This window comes from Curtobacterium sp. 1544, from assembly GCF_040544915.1.
GTDB lineage: Bacteria > Actinomycetota > Actinomycetes > Actinomycetales > Microbacteriaceae > Curtobacterium > Curtobacterium pusillum_C.
Genome location: NZ_JBEPKX010000041.1, coordinates 13,764 through 35,999 on the forward strand (window position 1 = coordinate 13,764; position 22,236 = coordinate 35,999).

The window sequence follows — 22,236 nt, forward strand, 5'->3', positions numbered from 1 at the left end:
GACATCGGACGTTCGCCGCAGGCGCACTGGTCGTGGCTGCCGCCCGGTGTCGGTCGCGGCGGTTACCGTACGAGGGTGCCCCAGACGACCCTGACGCCCGCCCCCGAGGCAGTCGGCGTCGCGCTGGCGGCCGACCCCTCCCAGGCCGCGGTGCTCGCCCTGCCGGACGACCGGCACGCTGCCGTCATCGGTGCTCCGGGCACCGGCAAGACCACGACGCTCGCCCGACTCGTCGCCCTGCGGCTCACCCGCGCCGACGCGATCTCGCCCGACGGCCATGCCACGGTCCTCGCGCTGACGTCCGCCCGCTCCGCCGCGACGGCGCTCCGGGACCGCCTGGCGTCCTCCGTGGAACGCGTGATGCCGGGGGCGCTCGCCCGGACCGTGAACTCCCTCGCGTTCCAGATCGTCGCCCACGCCGCCGCCGTGCAGGGGCAGGAGGCCCCGACGCTACTCACCGGTGGCGAGCAGGACCGCATCATCGCCGACCTGCTCGAGGGCCACGAACTCGACGGCACCGGCCCGGACTGGCCGGCGCCGATCACCGAGGTCGTCCGGGAGCGCGCCGGGTTCCGCACCGCGCTCCGTGACGTCATGATGCGCGCCGTCGCCGCGGGGGTCGAACCGGAGGACATGCGCGAGCTCGGGGACGACACCGGCCGGCCGGAGTGGCGAGCCGTCGGGGACTTCGTCGACGAGTACCGCGCGGCCGTGACCTCGTTCCGCTCCACCAGCCTCGACGCCGCCGAACTCGTCGCCTACGCCACGGCCGCGGTCCTGCGCGGCCAGGTGCCCGCGAGCGTCGCCGCGCTCCGGCTCGTCGTGGTCGACGACACGCAGGAGCTGGTGGAGGGGGAGATCGCCCTGCTCGGGGCCCTCGCCCGGTCCGGCGTGCAGCTCGTGGCGTTCGGCGACCCGGACATCGCGGCCTCGGCGTTCCGCGGCGCCGAGCCGGACGTCCTCGGCCGGTTGGCCGTGCGGCTCGGTGTCGACCGGGTGGACGAACTCGTGCTCACGACGGTGCACCGGCACGCTGCGCCCATCCGCGCGCTCGTCTCCGGCATCACCGGGCGCATCGGTGCCGCCGCAGCGGGTCGTCAGCGGACCGCCACGGCGACCACGGTCGACGCGCGGTCCGACGCGGTCCTGCACCTCGAGGGTGCGAGCCGCGCCGCGCTGATCGTGGCGGTCGCCCGTCGCCTGCGCGAACACCGCCTGCTCGACGGTGTGCCGTGGCACCGGATGGCCGTCGTCACGCGCAGCGGTGCCGCGATCCCCGAACTCGTCCGTGCGCTGTCCGTCGCCGAGGTCCCCGCGACCGCCGGCGCCGCGCCCGTCCGGCCCCGGGACGACACCGCCGCCCGTGCGCTGCTCGACGCGGCGGCGGTCTCCCTCGGGGTGCTGCCGCTCGACGCCGTGCTCGCGACCTCGTTCGCGACCGGCCCGCTGGGCGGCCTCGACACCCTCGCGATGCGGCGGCTCCGGCTCGCCCTGCGTCGGGAGGAACTCGCCGGCGGCGGGACCCGGACGGCCGACGAGCTCCTGGTGGACGCGCTCGGGGCACCGGAACGACTCGCCACGGTCGACGCCGGCTTCGCGCGCCGGGCGACACGACTGGCGCGCAGCCTCGTGCAGGCCCGCACGGACGCCGACGCCGGTGCCAGCATCGAGGAGATCCTCTGGGGCCTCTGGGAGCGCAGCGGCCTCGCGGGCACGTGGGGCGGGCAGTCCGCGGCCGGGGGCGTCGGCGCCGCCGAGGCCGACCGGCACCTCGACGCCGTGGTCGGGCTGTTCACCGCCGCGAAGCGGTTCGTCGAACGCACGCCGGACGCCCCCGCCCGGGTGTTCGTCGACGACCTGCTCGGCGCCGACCTGCCCGAGGACTCCATCGGCCCGGACCGCACGGCCGGACGGGTGCGCGTGCTCACCCCCTCGGCCACGATCGGACTCGAGTGCGACGTCGTCGTGGTGCTCGGGCTGCAGGACGGGGTCTGGCCGAACACCCGGGTCCGGGGCAGCCTGCTCGACCCGGACGGGCTCGTCCGAGCCGCCGCCGGGATCGACCAGACGACGATCGACGACCGCGCCGCCGTCATCGCGGACGAGCTCCGGCTGTTCGCCCGTGCGGTGTCCCGGGCGACCACCCAGGTCGTCATCGGCACGGTCGCGAACGACGACGAGGCCCCGTCGCCGTTCGTCCGGCTCGTCCCGGTGCCACCCGACCGGCAGCCGACCGTGCACCCGCTGTCGCTCCGCGGCCTCGCCGGTTCGCTGCGTCGCCGCGTGGTGGCATCGGGGGACCACGAGGCAGCGTCCGCCCTCGCACGCCTCGCCGAGGCCGAGGTGCCCGGGGCGTCGCCGGACGACTGGTACGGGCTGGCCGCGCCGTCGACCGAGGACCCCCTCGTCGACCTCGCCGCGGCTCCGGAGCCGGCGGAGGACGGCGGGGAACCCGTGCCCCCCACGGTGTCGGTGTCCCCGTCCCGCATCGGCACCTACGAGGAGTGCCCCGTCCACTGGTTCGTGCAGACCTTCGGCGGCAGCGCCCCGAGCCCCGCGATGGGCATCGGGACGATCGTGCACGCGGCGATGGAGCACGCGACCGAGGTCGACGTCGAGTCGCTCTGGCAGCACGTCGAGGGGCGCTGGGACGAGCTGACCTTCGAGTCGCCGTGGGTCGCCGACCGCGAGCGCGCCCGCACCCGGCGGATGATCGAGGGGCTCAGCGACTACCTCCGGACCTTCGCGAGCGCCGGTCGACGACTGCTCGGCGCGGAGACCTCGTTCGCGCTCGTGACCGGGCCGGCCCGGATGCGCGGCAGCATCGACCGGATCGAGGTCGACCCCGACGGCCGGGTCAGCGTGGTCGACCTGAAGACCGGACGATCGATGCCGAGCGAGAAGAGCGACATGCCCGAGCATCCGCAGCTCGGCGCGTACCAGCTCGCGGTCGAGGACGGCGCTGTGGACGGCGTCCCGGCCGGCTCCGAGATGGCCGATGCCCGGCTCGTCTTCGTGCAGAACCCCCGCGGTGGCCACGCCTACTCCGAGCGGACGCAGCAGGCCTTCGACGACGACGCTCGCGCCGCCTACCGGCAGCGCCTGCACACCGTCGCGACGGGCATGGCCGGCCGGACGTTCCTGGCGAACGTCGACGACCACTGCGAGAAGGCCCGCACGGGCGTCGAGTGCCGGATCCACGTCGTGGGAGAGGTGACCTGGTGACCGGGGAACAGGTGCTGCAGCCGTCCGACGACGTCCTGGTCGATGCCCCTCGCCACGACGCGGACACGATCGCCGATGCCCTCGGTCGACCCCGGCCGACACCGCAGCAGCGCGCCGTCATCGAGTCGCCGCTCACCCCGGCCCTCGTCGTGGCCGGGGCCGGCAGCGGGAAGACCGAGACGATGGCGTCCCGCGTCGTCTGGCTGCTCGCGAACGGGATGGTTCGCCCCGACGGGATCCTCGGCCTCACCTTCACCCGCAAGGCCGCCGGCGAACTCTCGGTCCGGATCAACGACCGGATCCGCGCACTCGAGGACGTCGGACTGCTCGACGCCGGCGACGCGTTCGAGGCGCCGACGGTGTCGACCTACAACGCGTTCGCGAACTCGGTCTTCCGCGAGAACGCCCTGCTCGTCGGACGCGACGGCGAGTCCCAGGTCCTCACCGAGCCGTCCGCCTGGCAGCTCGCGCGGCGGGTCGTCGTCGCGGCGCGGGACGACCGGCTGGCCGGACTCGACCGCGACGTCGACACCGTCACCGCGGCGGTCGTGGCGCTCGCCGGAGCCGTGTCCGAGCACCTCGTCGAACCCGAACGGCTGCGGCGGTTCGCGATCGAGTTCGCCGGGCTCCTCGAGCTGCCGGGCAACAACCGCGGTGCGCCGTACAAGGCGATCACCGACGCCGTCGCCGCGATCGGCGCGCTCGAACCGCTGGTGGACCTGGTCGAGGAGTTCCGCCGGCAGAAGGTGGACCGCGGCTTCGTGGAGTTCTCCGACCAGATCGCCCTCGCGCTGGCCGCAGCCGAGTCCGCGCCGCGGGTGGTCACCGACCTGCGCCAGCGGTACGGGGTCGTCCTCCTCGACGAGTACCAGGACACCTCGGTCGTGCAGACCCGGTTCCTCGCCCGGCTGTTCCGGGGGCACCCGGTGATGGCGGTGGGGGACCCGCACCAGTCCATCTACGGGTTCCGTGGTGCGAGCGCGGCGAACCTGGCGCGCTTCCCGCGGGACTTCGCCGACGACAGCGCCGGTGGTGAGCGCCCCGTCACCTTCGCCCTCTCGAGGAGCTGGCGGAACCCGGTCGACGTCCTCGCCGGGGCGAACGCCGTCGTCGCGCCGTTGTCCGAGGCGTCCGAGGTCGACGTCGAACGGCTCGAACCGCGGCCCGGCGCCGACGCCGGCACGGTGCACGCGGTGTTCCCCGAGACCCTCCCCGAGGAAGCCGCCGCCGTCGCCCGGTGGTTCGCCGACCGTCGCGCCGCGGACCCGAAGGGCTCGATGGCCCTGCTCCTGCGTTCCCGGAAGGACCTCGCCGCCTTCACCGGCGCGCTCGGCGACCACCGCGTGCCCTACCACGTGCTCGGGACGGGCGGGCTGCTGCAGCGTCCGGAGATCGTCGACCTCGTGGCGTGCCTCCGCGTGCTGCACGACCCGGCCGCCGGCAACGACCTCATCCGCGTGCTCGCCGGTGCCCGGTGGCGGATCGGTGCCGCGGACATCGCCGCCCTGCACGCCCTCGCACGGTGGCTGTTCGGACGCGACCACACCCAGCAGCGGTTGGACGACGACCTGACCGCGGCGTTCCGGGCATCGGTCGCAGCGGGGGAGCACGGCTCGATCGTCGACGCGCTCGACTTCGTCGCCACCGCCCCGGACGAGCACGGCGCCCTCGCCGACATCAGCGACGTCGGACGCCGTCGGATGCGCGAGCTCGGGAAGCAACTCGCCGCCCTGCGGTCACGGGCCGGCGGAGACCTGGTCGACTTCGTCACGCTGGTCGTCCAGGAGATGCGGCTCGACATCGAGGTCGCGGCGCACGAACAGGGAAGCGGTGCCTTCCTCGACGCCTTCATCGACGAGCTCGCCGGCTTCGTGACGACCGACGACCGTGCCGACCTCGGCGCGTTCCTCGGGTGGATCGACGCCGCCGCGCGACGGGACGACATGGGGCCACGGTCCGAGGAACCCGAGGCCGGCACGGTGCAGATCCTGACGATCCACGGGTCGAAGGGGCTCGAGTGGGACGCCGTGGCGGTGCCCCGGATGGTCGAGGGCGGGCTGCCGGCACGTCCGCAGGAGGGCTCTTCGGGCTGGATCGGCTTCGGTCGCCTGCCCTACGAGTTCCGGGGCGACGCCGACGAGCTCCCGCGCCTGGACTGGCGTGGTCACGACGCGCAGAAGGACGTCACCCTCGCGATCGACGCCTACAAGGAGCAGGTCAAGGCCCGCAACGAGGACGAGGAACGTCGTCTGACCTACGTCGCCCTGACCCGCGCGAAGCACGATCTGCTCGTCACCGGGTCGTTCTGGGCGGGCGGTGTCCGGCCGACCGAGCCGAGCCGGTACCTGCACGACCTGGTCGAGGCGGGCGTGGTCGACGGCGCCGCCGTGCCCGAGACGACCGAGCACGAGGAGAACCCCCTCGGCGACGCCGGGGCGACGCAGTCCTGGCCGCACGTGCCGTTCGGGCAGCGGGCCGCGCGGGTCGTCGCTGCCGCCGACCGCGTCCGGAACGCGAACCCCGGCGCGTCCGGACGGTTCGCCGCGGACATCGACCTGCTGCTCGCCGAACGCACCGCGAACCGTTCCGCTCGGCACGCGGTGGTGGTGCCGCACCGGGTGCCGGCGTCGGGCTTCAAGGACTACCTCTCGGCGCCCGACACCGTCGCCGAACGACTCCGCCGACCGATGCCGGAGCGGCCGTACCGGGCGACGCGCCTCGGCACGCTGTTCCACCAGTGGGTCGAGCAGCGCGCCCGGAGCGGCGGCTCGCTCGAGACGCTCGACGCCTGGGACGGCGAGCTCGACCTCGACCCCGAGGACGTGGTCGACGCCTCCGCCGAGCCGATCGTGACCGACGACGATGCCCGCCGACTGGCCGACTTCCAGGCCACCTTCGCCCGGTCACGCTGGGCGGGGCTCACCCCGATCGAGGTCGAGCGCGAGATCCACATCCCGTTCCTCGGCCACAGCGTCGTCTGCAAGCTCGACGCCGTCTACGAGATCGACGGCCGGGCCGAGGTCGTCGACTGGAAGACGGGCAAGGCACCGACGGGCAACGACGACCTGGCGAAGCGCCAGCTGCAGCTCGCCCTGTACCGGGTGGCGTACGCCGAGTTCACCGGGCGACCCGTCGACGAGGTCGACGCGGTGTTCTACTTCGTCGCCGACGACCTCGAGGTGCGTCCGACCGAACTCCTCGACCGCGCCGGGCTCGAGCAGGCGTGGCGCGACGCGATCGGCTGACGACGCGACCGTCAGCCGGCCGCGACCGTCCGTCGGCGGCGCCCGTCAGCCGGTCGCGCCCGTCTGCCGGTCGCGCCCGTCTGCCGGCCGGGACCGGCGAGGCGGGCCCGCGCCGACCTCCCTCGCAGGCTCGATCGGCGCGTCCCGCGCAGCGCTTCGCGCTGCCTCTCAGCGGGACGCGCCAGGCCGTCGACCGTCAGCGCGACGTGACGCGCGCGCTCAGCCGTGTCGACGTTCGGTCGACGACAGCAGCTGCTCGACCTCGCCGATCTCCATCGTCTCGGGGGAGACCGACTGCAGCGGTGCCGCGCTCGGCGTCTGCACCGCGTCGACCAGCCGGTGCATCATCGCGACCGCGTCGTCGACGACCTCGGTGCTCTTCGCCTGCACACCGTGCAGCAGCCACTGTGCCGTCTCGAGCTCGTGGTGGACCCGAGCTCGCTGCGCGAGCTGGCGGTCACGACCGCCGCCGTTCGCCTCGTACGCGCTGAGGACGGTGTCGAACGCGCCCTTCCTGCCGGAGAGGACCCACGCGAGGTCCTTCGCCGGGTCGCCGAGCCGCAGCTCGCCCCAGTCGATGACCCCGGAGACCGCGTCGCCCTCGACCAGGATCGTCTCGGTGCCGAGGGAGCCGTGCACCACCGTCGGCGTGAACTGCCACAGCTGCTGGTCGCGCGCGGCACCCTCCCACCGTTCCTTGAGCGCGGCGGGCACGAGCTTCGTGGCGACGGCGCGGTCCATCACGGAGACGGCGGAGCGGAGCACCTCGAACGGTGTGAGGGACGGCAGGCCGGCGTCGGTGACGAAGCTCGTCGGCAGCTGGTGGATCGCCGCGACGGCACGGCCGACACTCGTGGCGAGCTCGGGCCGCTCGACGAGCGCCTTCATGGTCGGGTGGGAACCCGGCAGGTAGGTCGTGACGATGGCGCGGGTCGATCCGATCGGCGCCTGTCCGCGGTACTCGGCCACGGCGAAGGGGAGGCGCGTGCGGATCCCGGCGCTCAGCGCACGGATCGCGACGAGGTCGGCCGACTGCCGGGCCTCGGCACGCTGGTTGCGCGGACGGCGGATGGCCGTCTCGACGCCGTCGGCGTCGCGGAGGACAGCCGACTCGTAGTCCCCGGACGCGGCCGAGCCGAGCGTGCGCGTGCCCGTGACGAGGAGGCCTGAGACGGCCGTCGTCGCCAACGCGGCTAGAGTGAACTGGGATCCCGCCATGCCCCTCAGGGTAGGTCCGCAGCAGGTGGACGAGCGTGCGCCACGCTGGCCCGGGCCGTGCCGGTCGTTCCCGTCCCGTACCGATCGACCCGAGGAGCCCCCTGCCGTGACCGTCGAGTTCGCCGCCCGGCTTCCGCTCTCCCGCAACGACCTCGACCGCGACGCCGAGTTCCGCACGACGCCCGACGTCGAACGCGTGCTGCGGGACGACCCGTCGACCCGGTACCTGCCCGTCCGCGGTTCGGAGATGCTCCGGAACGCCGACGGCACGTTGCGGTTCGTGACCGCGTCCGACATCAGCGAGGGAACGGTCACGCTGTACCTCGGTCGTGCTGTGTCGGACGCTCCCGACGCGCCCGCCGGCACCCGGTTCGTGGCCGCCTTCGTCGACGCCGCCACCGCCGACGCGATCGAACCCGACGACGACGCGTGGGAGAGCCTGCGCATGTTCGGCACCGAGCTGTCCCCGCGTGACCAGGGCCTCGCGGTGGAGGCCGTCGCGATGGCGAACTGGCACGCCGTGCACGGGTTCTCGCCGCGGACCGGTTCCGCGACCGACGTCGTCACCGGCGGCTGGGTCCGCCGCGACCCCGAGGGGCACGAGCACTTCCCGCGCACCGACGCGGCGATCATCGTCGGCGTGACCGACGCCGACGACCGGATCCTGCTCGGGTCGAACGCCGCGTGGGACTCGAACCGGTACTCCCTGCTCGCGGGCTTCGTCGAACCGGGCGAGTCCCTGGAGGACGCCGTCCGCCGCGAGGTCTGGGAGGAGTCCGGCGTCCACGTCGAGGAACCCGAGTACCTCGGGTCGCAGCCGTGGCCGTTCCCCGCGTCGCTCATGCTCGGGTTCCGCGCCCGGGCGGTGGACGGCGACCCGACGACCGCGCGGCCCGACGGCGTGGAGATCCTCGACGTGCGCTGGTTCTCCCGCGAGGAGATCCGGGAGCGTGCCGGCGACACCCTGCTGCTGCCGGGCAGGACGTCGATCGCCCGCGCCATCATCGAGGAGTGGTACGGCGGGCCGCTGGACCTGCCGTGAGCGAGGTGGCCCCGGACGTCCGACCGCCGTCGCCGGACGAGCTCCTCGCCGCCCTCGACGCCGAACAGCGCACCGTCGCCCGGACCCTGCTCGGCCCGGTGGCGGTCCTGGCGGGCGCCGGCACCGGCAAGACCCGCGCGATCACCCACCGCATCGCGTACGGCGTCGCGACGGGCACCTACGCGCCGAACCACGTGCTGGCGCTGACCTTCACCACGCGTGCCGCCGGTGAGCTGCGGTCGCGGCTGCGGTCGCTCGGTGCGGGCACCGTGCAGGCACGGACCTTCCACGCGGCGGCGATGGCGCAGCTCAGCTACTTCTGGCCGGACACCGTCGGCGGGCACGCCCCGCGCATCGTCGAGTCGAAGGGTCGGATGATCGCGCACGCGGCGGACACCGTCGGGCTGCGGGTGGACACCCCGACGCTCCGCGACCTGGCGGGCGAGCTCGAGTGGCGCAAGGTGCAGATGCTCTCCTACGACGAGTACGAGGCCGCGGCGGCCGACCGGGTGATGCCGCGGGACACCTCGCCCCGCCGGGTCCTCGACCTCATGCGCGCCTACGAGCAGCTCAAGGACGACCGTCGGCAGCTCGACTTCGAGGACGTCCTGCTCGCCACCCTCGGGATGGTCGAGTCCGAGCCGCGCGTGGCCTCGTACGTCCGGCAGCAGTACCGGTTCTTCGTCGTCGACGAGTACCAGGACGTCTCGCCCGTGCAGCACGACCTGCTCCGGGCATGGCTCGGCGGCCGCGACGACCTGTGCGTCGTCGGTGACGCCAGCCAGACGATCTACTCGTTCGCGGGCGCCTCGAGTCGCTACCTGCTCGGCTTCGGCTCGGAGTTCCCGCGGGGGTCCGTGCTGCGCCTCGAGCGGAACTACCGGTCGACGCGGGAGGTCGTGCACGCCGCGAACGCCCTGATGCGCGGGCAGCCGGGCGCCCTCGACCTCGTCGCACAGACCGCGGAGCCCGGACCGGAGCCCGAGGTGCTGGCGTGCGTCCACGACGGCGACGAAGCCCAGACGGTCGCGCGCACCATCGCGTCGCTGGTCGCCGCACCGGCGACGCCCGCGTCCTACGGCGACGTCGCGGTGCTCTACCGCGTCGGTGCCCAGGCCGCGGCGATCGAGTCGGCGCTCGGACGTGCCGGCATCCCGTACCGCGTCCAGGGCGGCACCCGGTTCTTCGACCGACCCGAGGTGAAGCTCGCGGTGCACCACATGCGCGGCGAGGCCGTCCGGCAGACCGACGACGAACTCACCCGACGGGTCGGCCTCGTGCTGCAGGTCAGCGGGTGGACGCCGTCCCCGCCCGAGGGCACCGGGGCGGTCCGCGACCAGTGGGACGCGCTGCAGGCGATCATGGGCCTCGCCGAGGACGCCCCCGCGGGCACGACCATGCAGCAGTTCACCCAGGACCTCGTCGACCGCGCGGCGACCCACCACGAACCCGAGCTCGACGCCGTCACCCTGGCCACGCTGCACTCGTCGAAGGGCCTCGAGTGGCCGCACGTCATCGTGATCGGCGCCGCCGAGGGGCTGCTGCCGATCTCGCACGCCACGACCGACGCCGAGGTCGACGAGGAACGACGGCTGTTCTACGTGGGCCTGACCCGAGCCCGCCGTTCCGTGACGATCACGTGGTCCGCACAGGGCTCCACGCGTGGGGGAGCCCGGGTGGCGAGTCGCTTCCTGGCAGCGCTCGGCACGCACAGCGCGGATGGAGCCGCACCGGCTGACGGCTGACCGACAGGTCGTCACGGTCGAACACCACCTGGTCGTCGCCGGGCCGTTGGGTCCTGAGCGGCAGCCGCTCGAGGAGCAGCCGGCTCGCCGCGGCGGCGATCGCCGCAGTCCGGTAGGGCGACAGCGGTGCAGCGGGGCGGCCCCAGACCTGTGCGGCGATCGCCGGCCAGGCAGGGTCGTCGTCGGCGCGTGCGTACTCGATGCACTGGAGGCACGGCCCGGCACCCGGGACGAGCAACGGTCCGACGCGCACCCGACCGTCACCCACCACGACCGACAGGTGCGGCACGCCCCGCCTGGTCCACGCCGCGCGCAGCGCCGGGTCGACGACGTGTTCGGCGACCACGACGGCGAGGCGTGGCTCCTGCGACGGGAGGTCGACCGGACCACCGCGGGGCGCCGACGTCCGGGCGACGGTGATGCCCTCGCCCTCGAGCAGCGCGCCGATCGTGTCCGCCAGCGTCCCGGCGCCGTGGACCTCGACGCGGGACAGCGGCTCGGGCAGGACGTCGACGACGGCGGGGGAGGCCGCCCCGAGCACGCGGGCGGCGACGTCCGGCGGACAGCCTGTCGCAGCGGCCAGACCGGACAGTGCCTCGCGCCCGGTCTCCCGACGGAGCGCGCACAGGAACCGCTCTTCGCCCGTGGTCGGGACGGCGATCACCGCGCGCGGCGGGTCGACCCCGAGCTGGACCGTCCTCGGGTCACGCCAGACGAACTCGAGCGTCGGATCGATGCGGATGCCCATGCCCCCACGCTGGCGGACCCGGCCGTCGCGTGGGGGAGCTGTCCCGGATCTGTGGAGAACTACTTCGGAGCGTCGCCGGCGCCGTCGGCAGCCGTGCCGCCGTCCGAGTTCCCTTCGTCGACGTTGCCGGACTCGTCCTCGCGCGGCCGGTCGCCCGTCGCATCGTTGAGCAGGTCCTCGAGCGCCTTGTCGAACTCGTCGTCCTCGGCGGAGCGGCCCGGGTTCCGGAGCCGTGCCACGAAGGCGTCCGGCGAGTCGATGTCGTCGGAGGTGGGAACCGCGTCGAAGTGCGACCACAGGGCGTCCCGCTGCTCGGTGCCGAGCTCGTCGGTGACCCGCTGCCACATCGCCGCGGCCTCGCGGAGACGGCGGGGCCGCAGCTCGAGGCCGACGAGCGTGGCGAAGGCCGACTCCGCCGGACCGCCGGCAGCACGACGGCGTCGGACCATCTCGGCGATCGCGCCGGACTTCGGCAGGCGTTCGGTCGCGGCGGCGGTGACGGTGTCGACCCAGCCCTCGACGAGCGCGAGCATGGTCTCGAGGCGGGCGAGCGCTGCCTCCTGCTCCTCGGTCCGCGGCGGGATGAGGGCACCGGACGCCAGCGCGTCGCGGAGCTGCTCCTGGTTCGTGGGGTCGATCTCGGACGCGAGTTCCTCGACACGGTCGAACGGGATGTGGATGCCCCGCGCGTAGTCGGTGATCGACGAGATGATGTGCAGCCGGAGCCAGCGTGCCGAACGGAACAGCCGGGCGTGCGCGAGCTCGCGGACCGCCAGGTAGATGCGGACCTCGTCCTCGGGGACGTCCAGGCCCTCGGCGAACTCGGCCACGTTCTGCGGCAGGAGCGCGGCGACCTGTTCGTCGAGGAGCGGCACGCCGACGTCGCCGCCGGACACGACCTCCTTCGAGAGCTGCCCGACGACCTGGCCGAGCTGGATCGCGAACAGTGCGCCGCCGACGCCCCGCATGGCCTTCGACACATCGCCGAGCATGGCCTTGAGCTGCTCCGGCGCCCGCTGCTCGATCGCCTCGGTGAGGGCGTTCGAGATGCTCAGCGCCACGGGTTCGGCGATCTGCGCCCACACCGGGGTGGTCGCCTTCGCCCACTGCTCACGCGTGTACAGGCTCGGGGTCGCGGTGAGCTCCGCGACCGTGGTGGCCTCGTCCAGCCAGAGGGCTGCGACCTGGAACGCCTGGTCCGCTGCCTGCGACGTGGCGGGGTCGACCGGGTGGCCGCCCTCCCGCGCGATGGTCGTGGCGCGCTCGGCGGCGACCGAGAAGTCGATGCCGTCCCCGCCCGACTGCGCAGCGCGCTGCAGCTGGCTCATCAGGTTCGCCACGAAGGCCGGGTCGTTCGGCAGGCCGGCGGCACCGGCGAGCTGCGACGGGTCGATCTGGCCCTCGCCGGACAGGAGCTTGCGGAGCATCTCCTGGAAGTCGTCGTCCGGCCCCGGCTGCGGTTCATCAGGCATGACGACTACGCTAATCGCTGCTCACGGGGCCGCACCTGGGACGCCCCCGTGGGAACGCCCGAACCGCTGCGCCGAGGGCGAACAGCCCGCCCTGGAAGGACGTTGTGTGACCCTCTTCGCCGCCGAGCCCCGCCGCCGCTCGCGTTCCCGGACCATCGGCTGGGGGTTCGTGATCGGGGCCGTGGTCCTCGGGCTGCTCGCGAGCTTCCTGCCGAGCCCGTACCTCATCGAGGTACCAGGCCCCGTGTACAACACGATCGGGACGCAGAAGCAGGGCACGGGCAAGGACGCGAAGGACGTCAAGCTCATCCAGATCGACGGACACCCCACCTACCCGACCGCCGGCGCGCTCGACATGCTCACCGTCGGGATCCAGGGCGACGCCACGAACCGGCCGTCCTGGACCAGCGTCATCCGCGCGCTGTTCACCAAGTCCGAAGCGGTGATCCCGGCGTCTGCGATCTACCCCGAGGGCGTGACCACCGACCAGGTGAACCAGCAGGACACCGCCGACATGCAGGCCTCGCAGCAGTCCGCGGTCGCCGCCGCCCTCGTCCAGCAGGGCTACGAACTGCCCACCGACCTCGAGGTCGGCACCGTCCAGAAGGGCTCCGCCGCGGACGGCGTCATCGAGAAGGGCGACGTCATCCGCTCGTTCGACGGCACCTCCCTCACCGAGAACGCGGACGCCACGTCGCTCCGGGAACTCGTCGCGAAGCACGGCACGTCCGACCCGGCGAAGGTCGTCATCGAGCGTGACGGCAGCGAGAAGACCGTGGAGATCACGCCGCGGAACGAGCAGGGAACGGCGCTCATCGGCGTCGGCGTCACCGAGCAGTACGACTTCCCGTTCCGCGTCTCCATCGAGCTCCAGGACGTCGGCGGCCCCTCGGCCGGCATGATGTTCGCCCTCGGGATCATCGACGAGATCACGCCGGGCAAGCTCAACGGCGGCAAGCACGTCGCGGGCACCGGGACCATCACGGCCGACGGCGAGGTCGGCGCGATCGGCGGCATCCGCCAGAAGATGTACGGCGCGAAGAACGCCGGCGCGACCGTCTTCCTCGCACCGGCAGACAACTGCGACGAGGTCGTCGGCCACGTCCCGTCCGGACTCGACGTCTACAAGGTCGGCACCCTCGACCAGGCGGTCACCGACCTCCAGACCATCGCCTCCGGCAAGAGCACCGCGAAGCTCGCACGCTGCACGTCGTAGGGCCGGCCACGCGCTCCACGCGACGTCCGCGGACGTCGCGATCCGTGCCTCCAGGCAGTCCGACTGGAGGCGAGACGCGCCTTCCTGAGTCTCCGTACAGTTTCAGACGTGCTCGGGCCACATAGGATCGATGCACTGACGGCCCGCCGCGCCGGGCCCGCCGGTTCGACACGTCTGGAGCACATCAAGTGACGACAACCTCGTCCACCTCGGGGCGGCGTTCGCCGCGGGTCCCGATCGTGGTCACGATCATCGTGCTGGCCGCACTGGTGATCGCCTTCTTCATCTTCGCGAGCCTGTACACCGACTACGCGTGGTTCGCGCAGCTCGGCTTCCAGCAGGTCCTGACCACGCGGTGGATCGCCGGGACGTTGATGTTCCTCGCCGGGTTCCTCGGGATGGCGGTGCCCGTCTACGCGAGCATCGCGATCGCGTTCCGGTTCCGGCCGGTCTACGCGAAGCTCAACTCGCAGCTCGACCGCTACCAGCAGGTCATCGAGCCACTGCGTCGTGCCGTGATGATCGGCATCCCGGTCGTCCTCGGCATCTTCGCCGGGCTGTCGACCGCGGGGCGCTGGAGCATGGTGCTCGAGTACTTCAACCGGACGCCGTTCGGCAAGACGGACCCGCAGTTCGGGCTCGACATCGGGTTCTACGTGTTCGAGCTGCCGTTCTGGCGCGCGATCGTCGCGTACTCGTCGGCCGTCGTGCTCATCGCGGGACTCGCCGCGCTCGCCGCCTGCTACCTCTACGGCGCCATGCGCTTCGGCGGTCGTGAGGTCCGCATCTCGAAGGCCGCGCGGATCCAGCTCGCGGTGACCGCTGCCGTCTACGTCGCCCTGCAGGCCGTGAGCCTCTGGCTCGACCAGTACGCGGCGCTGACGAAGTCGAACTCGCTCATCACCGGTGCGCAGTACACCGAGGTGAACGCCGTCATCCCGGGTCGCGAGATCATGGCCGGCATCGCGGCCATCGTCGCCATCCTGTTCATCGTCACCGCGGTCATCGGCCGCTGGCGCATCTCGATCGTCGGCACCGGACTGCTGCTCGTCGCGGCGATCGTGATCGGCGGCATCTACCCCTGGATCGTCCAGCGCCTGCAGGTGAAGCCGTCCGAGCGCACGTTCGAGTCGGCGTACATCGAGCGGAACATCAAGGCCACCCGTGACGCGTACGGCGTCTCCGGGGTCCAGGAGCAGAACTACGACGCGACGACCGAAGCGAGCTCCGGCGCCCTCGCCCAGGACGCCCAGACCACGGCGAACATCCGCCTGATCGACCCGAAGATCGTCTCGGACACGTTCAGCCAGCTGCAGCAGTACCGGCAGTACTACCAGTTCCCGGACGAGCTCGACGTCGACCGGTACGACGTCAAGGGTGAGACCGAGGACACCGTGATCGCGGTCCGCGACATCGACCTCGACGGCCTCAGCGCGCAGGCGAACACCCCCTACAACCGGGCGTTCGTCTACACGCACGGCTACGGCGTGACCGCGGCGTTCGGCAACCAGCGCGCCAGCGACGGCAAGCCGGTGTTCCTCGAGTCGGGCATCCCGTCGAACGGCGCGCTCGGGGACTTCCAGCAGCGCGTCTACTTCGGCGAGACCTCGCCGGCGTACTCGATCGTCGGTGCGCCGAAGGGCTCGAAGAACGTCGAGCTCGACTACCCGTCCGGCTCCGACGACGACAACGGCGGCAACGCCACGACGACGTACGCCGGCAACGGCGGACCGAGCCTCGGCAACTTCTTCAACCGTCTCGTCTACGCGGCGAAGTTCCAGTCGGAGCAGATCCTGCTGTCGGACGCGGTGAACAAGGACTCGCAGATCCTGTACGACCGCGACCCGATCAAGCGCGTGCAGCAGGTCGCGCCGTACCTGACGACCGACTCGGACGCGTACCCGGCGATCGTCGACCACCGCATCCAGTGGGTCGTCGACGGCTACACCACGAGCGACGCCTACCCGTACTCGCAGAGCCAGAGCCTGTCGGACAGCATCGCCGGCGCGGAGAGCTCGGCGTACCGGACCGACCAGGTGAACTACATCCGGAACTCGGTGAAGGCGACGGTCGACGCGTACACGGGCAAGGTGACCCTGTACTCCTGGGACACCAAGGACCCGGTCCTGAAGACGTGGGAGAAGATCTTCCCGACCGCGATCAAGCCGGTGTCGTCGATGAGTGCCGAGCTGCTCGACCACGTCCGCTACCCGACCGACCTGTTCAAGGTGCAGCGGTCGATCCTCGGCACGTACCACGTCACGAACGCGAACTCGTTCTACTCGGGTGACGACGCGTGGAACACGCCGCAGGAACCGACGTCGGGCACGAACGACTCGTCCGACACCGCCGACACGTCGACCACGACGAACTCCGGGGCGAACGCGCTCGGGGCCACCACGACGACGTCCAAGGCGAACCTGCAGGACCCGTACTACCTCACCATGAAGGTGCCGGGGCAGGGGACCGCGTACACGCTGTACACGACGTACATACCCCAGCAGTCCGCCGGCTCGAACAACCGCAACGTGCTCACCGGGTATCTCGCGGTGGACTCCGACGCCGGAGGCGCGGGCAAGGGCAAGAAGGCGTCCGGCTACGGCAAGCTCACGTTGTTGACGATGCCGAAGACGGACAACATCCCGGGTCCGGCGCAGGTGCAGAACCTGTTCAACTCGGACACCACGGTGTCGCAGGAGCTGAACATCCTGAAGCGGGGCAACTCGACCGTCAAGCAGGGCAACCTGCTGACGCTCCCGGTCGGTGGCGGGTTCCTCTACGTCCAGCCGGTGTACGTCCAGTCGACGTCGAGCGGTTCGTACCCGCTGCTGCAGAAGGTCCTCGTGGCGTTCGGTGACAAGATCGCGTTCGAGGACACCCTCGACGAGGCACTCAACAGCCTGTTCGGCGGTGACTCGGGTGCTGCTGCCGGTGACCAGGGTGCGGCCGGCGGTTCGTCGGGGTCCTCCGGGTCCGACTCCGGGTCGTCTTCGGGATCCGACTCCGGGTCCTCCTCGGGGTCCGACTCCGGCTCGTCCGCGGGTTCGGGTTCGTCGTCCGGGTCGGGCACCACCGACAACGCGGCGCTGCAGAAGGCTCTCAACGACGCCAAGCAGGCGTTGCAGGACCGTCAGGACGCCTACGCGGACAACGACCTGGTCGCCGCCGCAGAGGCCGATCAGCGCCTGCAGGAAGCGATCCAGGCCGCCACCGAGGCCGAGAGCGGGAACTAGACACACCGTGGCGGGGCACTCGATTTGTGCCCCGCCACGGCCCCGTGTAGGCTTATCAACGTGCCGCGGGGTGGAGCAGTTCGGTAGCTCGCTGGGCTCATAACCCAGAGGTCGTAGGTTCAAATCCTGCCCCCGCAACCAAGCGTCACAGAGAAGGCCCCGGTCCAGTCGGACCGGGGCCTTCTTCGTGTGCCGGGCTGCTCGGATCTCGCGGGCCGGTACGCTCGGCGGATGGGCACCCTGACGATCGCAGCGGCGCAGTTCGCGCCGGTCGACGACCCCACTGCCAACCTCGAGACCGTCCGTGCCGCAGCGGTCGACGCAGCCGCGCGGGGCGCCGACCTCCTCGTCACGCCGGAGTACACATCGTACTTCACGGCCGAGATCGACGACCGGTTCGTCGCAGCCGCAGAGCCCCTCGACGGCCCGTTCGTCAGCGGCCTGCAGACGATCGCCCGCGACACCGGGATCGCGCTCGTCGTCGGGGTGGCCGAGACCGGCTCCGGCGATCGCTTCCGGAACACCCTCGTCGCGGTGCTGCCCGACGGCTCGATCGCCGCGGCGTACCGGAAGGTGCACCTGTACGACGCGTTCGGGTCCCGCGAGTCCGACCACATCGAGTCCGGCGATCCCGCGCAGCTGCCGGTGTTCGAGCTCGGTGGCGTCCGGGTGGGCCTCGAGACCTGCTACGACCTGCGCTTCCCCGAGGTCACCCGCCGCCTCGCCGCTCCGGAGCACGGTGCCGCCGACGTCGTGGTCCTGCCCGCCGAGTGGGTCCGCGGCCCCGGCAAGGAGCACCACTGGCGGACACTCCTCACCGCACGCGCGATCGAGAACACCGTCTGGGTGGTGGGCGTCGGGCAGACGCCGCCCATCGGCATCGGCGGGTCGGTCGTGCTGGACCCGTCCGGAGTGGCGGTCGCGGCGGCCGGGGCGGTCCCGGGGATGCTCGTCGCGACGGTCGACACGGCGGTCACCGACGCCGTCCGGCAGACGAACCCGTCGCTGTCCCTGCGGCGCTACGAGGTCACGCTGCGCGACTGACGCGCGGGCGCGGGCGCTGGCCCGGGCGTTCGCCATTTGCTGCTCGTCCGTCCGCGAGCGGGCGATGTCTGCTCTGGAGGACGTCCGGGTGGCGAGGATTTCGCCCGTTCGCACTCGCGATGCGTTCGACGGGCCGTGGCTCGGACGGGCATCCGCCGCGAGCGGGTGAACACTGCACCGGAGGACTGCCGACCGGCGCGTTCTCCGCCCGCTCGTCGAACGTGGAGACGGCCGACGGTCTGGACGCGCGCGAACGGGTGAAATCCGCACCGCCAGACCTGCGAGGGGGATGTGTTTCGCCCGCTCGTGTTCGGAAGCGGACCGGGGTGGAAGCGCGGGCGGCCATGCGGGCGGGCCGTGCGCGAGCGAGCGGGCGAAATATGCACCGTTCGGGCGGCGAGGGGGACGTATTTCGCCCGCCCGCGCAGAGACACGCGGGGGCGGGGGCGGGTGGGCGCGCGGGCGGTGTCAGGCGCGGGAGGTGAGCTCGGCCAGGCGGGCGGCGGCGTCCTCGAGCACGGGGCGCCGCTTGCAGAAGGCGAACCGGACGAGCGAGCGGTACCCGGCGGCGTGGTCCGGCCGGACGAACGCGGACACGGGGACGCCGACGACGCCGACCAGCTCGGGCAGCTGCAGGCAGAACTCGCGGGCGTCCTCGTACCCGAGCGGGGCGGCGTCTGCGATGACGAAGTAGCCGCCGTCGGGCCGCATGAGCTCGAAGCCGGCGGCACGGAGACCGGCGGCGAGCAGGTCGTGCTTCGCCGAGAGCTCTGCCGCGATGCCGGTGAACACCGCATCGGGCAACCGCAGGCCGGCGGCGACCGCGGGCTGGAACGGGGCACCGTTCACGAAGGTCAGGAACTGCTTCACGCTCGTGATGGCGTCGACCAGCGCCGGGGGAGCCGTGAGCCAGCCGATCTTCCAACCCGTTGTGCTGAAGGTCTTCCCAGCGCTCGAGATCGTGACGGTGCGGTCGGCGGCTCCGGGGAGCGTGGCGATCGGCACGTGCGGCACGTCGAACGTCAGGTGCTCGTAGACCTCGTCCGTGACGATCAGGGCGTCGTACTGCTCGGCGAGTTCGACGATCGTCGCGAGCACCTCGTCCGGGAGGACCCGCCCGGTGGGGTTGTGCGGCGTGTTCACCAGGACGACCCGGGTGCGGTCCGAGAACGCGGCGCGGAGGGTGTCCTCGTCGGGCAGGAAGTCGGGCGCGGTGAGGGGGACCGTCACGTGCGTCCCGCCGGCCAGCCGGATCAGCGCACCGTACGCGTCGTAGAAGGGTTCGAAGGTCACGACCTCGTCGCCGGGCTCGACGAACGCGAGCAGGGTGGCGGCCAGTGCCTCGGTCGCGCCGGCGGTGACGAGGACCTGGCGATCGGGATCGACCTCGATCCCGTACCACCGCGACTGGTGCTCGCTGACGGCCAGCCGGAGGTCCGGTGTCCCGCGACCCGGCGGGTACTGGTTGACGCCGTCGCGGATCGCGGCCACCGCGGCGTCGAGCACCTCGACGGGGCCGTCCTCGTCCGGGAAGCCCTGTCCGAGGTTGATCGCGCCGGTCGCCGCCGCGAGGGCGCTCATCTCGGCGAACACGGTCGGTGCGGGGACACCGTCGGGTCCGAGGAGCATCGCTCCTTCGGCTGCTCGCAACCAGGGTCCTGCCTGCCGCATGTGGTTCCCTTCGAAGTGTCGACCGCGCCGTTCGGCGCTGCCCGCACCCCAACCTACTGGCGGCCTCACGCACCATCCGGGCGGCCGTCCACAGCCCACGCATAAGATCGCCATAGGTCGCTTGCAGCGTCACCAGGTGCACCGCTCAGGTGGGTCCGACAGACTGCACGAGCTTGAAAGGAGCACGTCCAGCATGACCGACACCACGCCCCACGGGCAGGACGACGACTTCCGTCCCGAGGACACGGCCGCACCGGCCGCTTCCGAGGACGCCGCGACGCACGACTCCGAGCACACGAACGCCGTTCCGGGGAACGACGCGGGACCGGACCACACCGACGTGATCGACGCCGCCCCCGCGAACGAGACCGACGTCATCGCCGCGTCGACCGATCACCCCACCGACCGCTACACCGCGCCGTACCCGATGGTCGCCTCGGAGAACCCGGCCCCGGCCGACGGCACGGCGAGCACGAGCCAGTACGGGCAGACGAGCCAGTACGGCCAGACGAGCCAGTACGGCCAGGGCCAGGCCAGCCAGTACGGCCAAGGCCAGACCGGCCAGGCGGCCGGGGGCTACGGCCAGCACGCGACGCCGTACGGTTCGGACCCGGCGCAGACCGCCCAGTACGGCCAGCAGGCGGCCCAGCCGACCAGCCAGTACGGCCAGCAGGCAGCCCAGCCGACCGCGCAGTACGGCCAGCAGGCGAACCAGCCGACCAGCCAGTACGGCCAGTACGGGCAGGACCAGAACCCGTACGGCCAGGGTCAGTACGGCTCCGGCCAGCAGCAGCCCCGGTACGGCGAGTACGCCCAGCCCACCTCGGCCCCCGCATCGGCCTCCGAGTACTCCGGGTACGTGGGCGCGCCGTCGGCCCAGGCCCCCACCTCGGCCGCCAGCTCCTTCGGGGACGTCGACGGCTCCAACCAGCGCAACGGCCACTACTTCGGCGCAGCCGCGACCGGTGCCGGGGCGGGTGCCGCGACGGGCACCACGACCCGCTCGAAGGACGGCCGCGGACGCCTCGTCCTGCCGATCGTCGCGGGCCTCGTCGTCGCGGGCCTCGTCGGCGGCGGCGCCGGGTGGCTCGCCGGCTCGAGCCAGGGCGGCGGCACCGTCGTCGGTTCCTCGAACTCCCAGAGCGGCGGGAACCTGACGGTCAACGACTACAACAACGCGACGGTCGTCACCGCCGTGGCTGCCCAGGCGACGCCCTCGGTCGTGACGATCAACGTCTCGTCGAGCAGCGAAGCGGGTACCGGTTCGGGCGTCGTGTTCAGCAAGGACGGCTACATCGTCACGAACACCCACGTGGTGACGCTCGACGGTGACAGCTCGAACGGTTCGATCACGGTCACGACCTCGGACGGCAAGATCTACCCGGCGAAGCTCGTCGGCACGGACCCGACGGTCGACCTCGCAGTCATCAAGATCGACGCGACCGACATGAAGCCGATCAGCTTCGCGGACTCGTCCGACCTCAACGTCGGTGACACCGCCGTCGCGATCGGTGCCCCGCTCGGCCTGTCGAACACCGTCACCGACGGCATCGTCTCGACCCTCAGCCGCAGCATCCAGGTGACGTCGAGCGCCCCGAGCGAGGGCGGCGACTCCAACGAGGGCGGCAACGGCAGCGGCGGCCCGTTCGACTTCTGGGGCAACGGCGACAACGGCAGCAGCTCGTCCTCGAACACCACGGTCTCACTCCCGGTCATCCAGACCGACGCGTCGATCAACCCCGGCAACTCGGGCGGCGCGCTGCTCGACTCGAAGGGCAAGCTGATCGGCATCAACGTGGCGATCGCGAGCGCGAGCAGCTCGTCCGACTCGTCGAGCCAGTCCGGCAGCATCGGCGTCGGCTTCTCGATCCCAGCGAACCTCGTCAAGCGCGTGGCGAACGAGATCAAGGAGAGCGGCTCGGCGACGCACGGCCTGCTCGGCGCGACGGTCGGCGACGCCGCCGAGGACGCCAAGGCCACCCAGATGGGCGGGCTCATCAAGTCCGTCTCGTCCGGCGGCGCGGCGGCGAAGGCCGGCCTGCAGAAGGGCGACGTGGTCACGAAGATCGGTTCGGCGACGGTCTCCGACGCCACCGACCTGACGGCGCAGGTCCGCTACTTCGCCGGCGGTGCGAAGACCACCATCACGTACATCCGTGGGGGCGAGACCCGCGAGACGGACGTCACGCTCGGGACCTACAAGGGCTGACGCGCGTCAGCGGAACGCAACCACACGGCGGCCTGGAGGCGGGGGGGGCGGGGGGCCCCCCCCCCCCCCCCCCGCCGCCCGGGGGGGGGCCGCCCCCCCCCGGCGGGGGGGGGGGGGGGGGGGGCACCCTGGGGGGGGGGGGCCCAGCACGCGCCCGCCCGGGGGCCC

At 72.3% G+C, this 22,236-nt stretch carries 12 protein-coding genes and 1 tRNA gene; 9 read left to right on the top strand and 4 right to left on the bottom strand.

Annotation, left to right across the window (positions count from 1 at the left end):
- Positions 1-75 precede the first annotated feature (75 nt).
- Positions 76-3,225, top strand: a complete 3,150-nt coding sequence (locus ABIC61_RS17585) for a PD-(D/E)XK nuclease family protein (protein ID WP_354030951.1) — start codon at positions 76-78, stop codon at positions 3,223-3,225.
- A gap of 11 nt (positions 3,226-3,236) precedes the next feature.
- Complete coding sequence (locus ABIC61_RS17590) at positions 3,237-6,470, top strand: ATP-dependent DNA helicase (RefSeq protein ID WP_502908822.1); 3,234 nt, start codon at positions 3,237-3,239, stop codon at positions 6,468-6,470.
- Between the two features lie 219 nt (positions 6,471-6,689).
- On the opposite strand, the gene ABIC61_RS17595 is transcribed toward ABIC61_RS17590, so the two are convergent.
- Positions 6,690-7,688, bottom strand: a complete 999-nt coding sequence (locus ABIC61_RS17595; protein ID WP_354030953.1) for a phosphotransferase — start codon at positions 7,686-7,688, stop codon at positions 6,690-6,692.
- 106 nt (positions 7,689-7,794) lie between these two features.
- Here ABIC61_RS17595 and nudC point away from each other — a divergent pair, with 106 nt between their 5' ends.
- Together nudC and ABIC61_RS17605 are read left to right on the top strand one after the other, a co-directional pair.
- Positions 7,795-8,730 (top strand): NAD(+) diphosphatase, encoded by a 936-nt coding sequence (gene nudC, locus ABIC61_RS17600; protein ID WP_354030954.1) that lies wholly within the window; start codon positions 7,795-7,797, stop codon positions 8,728-8,730.
- On the top strand, positions 8,727-10,475 hold the full coding sequence (locus ABIC61_RS17605) for an ATP-dependent helicase (protein ID WP_354030955.1): 1,749 nt from the start codon (positions 8,727-8,729) through the stop codon (positions 10,473-10,475). Before nudC ends, ABIC61_RS17605 begins: the two co-directional genes overlap by 4 nt.
- On the opposite strand, the gene ABIC61_RS17610 is transcribed toward ABIC61_RS17605, so the two are convergent.
- Positions 10,366-11,223 carry a TOMM precursor leader peptide-binding protein gene (locus ABIC61_RS17610; protein WP_354030957.1) on the bottom strand — a complete coding sequence of 286 codons (858 nt, stop codon included), beginning with the start codon at positions 11,221-11,223 and terminating at the stop codon, positions 10,366-10,368. The two genes, ABIC61_RS17605 and ABIC61_RS17610, sit on opposite strands and share 110 nt — an antisense overlap.
- A 59-nt stretch (positions 11,224-11,282) precedes the next feature.
- Positions 11,283-12,695: a zinc-dependent metalloprotease gene (locus ABIC61_RS17615; RefSeq protein ID WP_260852710.1), complete on the bottom strand. Its 1,413-nt coding sequence runs from the start codon at positions 12,693-12,695 to the stop codon at positions 11,283-11,285.
- Positions 12,696-12,801: 106 nt separating this feature from the next.
- On the opposite strand from ABIC61_RS17615, the gene ABIC61_RS17620 reads away from it, so the two are divergent.
- The 4 genes from ABIC61_RS17620 (at position 12,802) to ABIC61_RS17635 (ending at position 18,188) form a co-directional block, all read left to right on the top strand.
- The gene (locus ABIC61_RS17620; RefSeq protein WP_354030958.1) at positions 12,802-13,911 is read left to right on the top strand and encodes a YlbL family protein; all 1,110 of its coding nucleotides are present in this window, start codon (positions 12,802-12,804) and stop codon (positions 13,909-13,911) included.
- A gap of 239 nt (positions 13,912-14,150) precedes the next feature.
- Positions 14,151-17,144, top strand: coding sequence for a UPF0182 family membrane protein (locus tag ABIC61_RS17625; protein WP_186322037.1), 2,994 nt, complete (start codon positions 14,151-14,153; stop codon positions 17,142-17,144).
- A gap of 64 nt (positions 17,145-17,208) precedes the next feature.
- Positions 17,209-17,285 (top strand) — tRNA-Met (locus tag ABIC61_RS17630).
- Between the two features lie 90 nt (positions 17,286-17,375).
- Positions 17,376-18,188 carry a carbon-nitrogen hydrolase family protein gene (locus ABIC61_RS17635; RefSeq protein ID WP_354030959.1) on the top strand — a complete coding sequence of 271 codons (813 nt, stop codon included), beginning with the start codon at positions 17,376-17,378 and terminating at the stop codon, positions 18,186-18,188.
- Positions 18,189-18,656: 468 nt separating this feature from the next.
- On the opposite strand, the gene ABIC61_RS17640 is transcribed toward ABIC61_RS17635, so the two are convergent.
- Positions 18,657-19,859 (bottom strand): aminotransferase class I/II-fold pyridoxal phosphate-dependent enzyme, encoded by a 1,203-nt coding sequence (locus ABIC61_RS17640; RefSeq protein ID WP_354030960.1) that lies wholly within the window; start codon positions 19,857-19,859, stop codon positions 18,657-18,659.
- Positions 19,860-20,052: 193 nt separating this feature from the next.
- Here ABIC61_RS17640 and ABIC61_RS17645 point away from each other — a divergent pair, with 193 nt between their 5' ends.
- Positions 20,053-22,068, top strand: coding sequence for a S1C family serine protease (locus tag ABIC61_RS17645; RefSeq protein ID WP_354030961.1), 2,016 nt, complete (start codon positions 20,053-20,055; stop codon positions 22,066-22,068).
- Positions 22,069-22,236 lie beyond the last annotated feature (168 nt).

What these genes read in the sequence shown, in the direction of transcription:
- ABIC61_RS17610 (WP_354030957.1), bottom strand. Translation starts at nt 11,223, where the DNA reads ATGGGCATCCGCATCGATCCGACGCTCGAGTTCGTCTGGCGTGACCCG.
- ABIC61_RS17640 (WP_354030960.1), bottom strand. Translation starts at nt 19,859, where the DNA reads ATGCGGCAGGCAGGACCCTGGTTGCGAGCAGCCGAAGGAGCGATGCTC.
- ABIC61_RS17595 (WP_354030953.1), bottom strand. Translation starts at nt 7,688, where the DNA reads ATGGCGGGATCCCAGTTCACTCTAGCCGCGTTGGCGACGACGGCCGTC.
- ABIC61_RS17635 (WP_354030959.1), top strand. Translation starts at nt 17,376, where the DNA reads ATGGGCACCCTGACGATCGCAGCGGCGCAGTTCGCGCCGGTCGACGAC.
- ABIC61_RS17615 (WP_260852710.1), bottom strand. Translation starts at nt 12,695, where the DNA reads ATGCCTGATGAACCGCAGCCGGGGCCGGACGACGACTTCCAGGAGATG.
- ABIC61_RS17645 (WP_354030961.1), top strand. Translation starts at nt 20,053, where the DNA reads ATGACCGACACCACGCCCCACGGGCAGGACGACGACTTCCGTCCCGAG.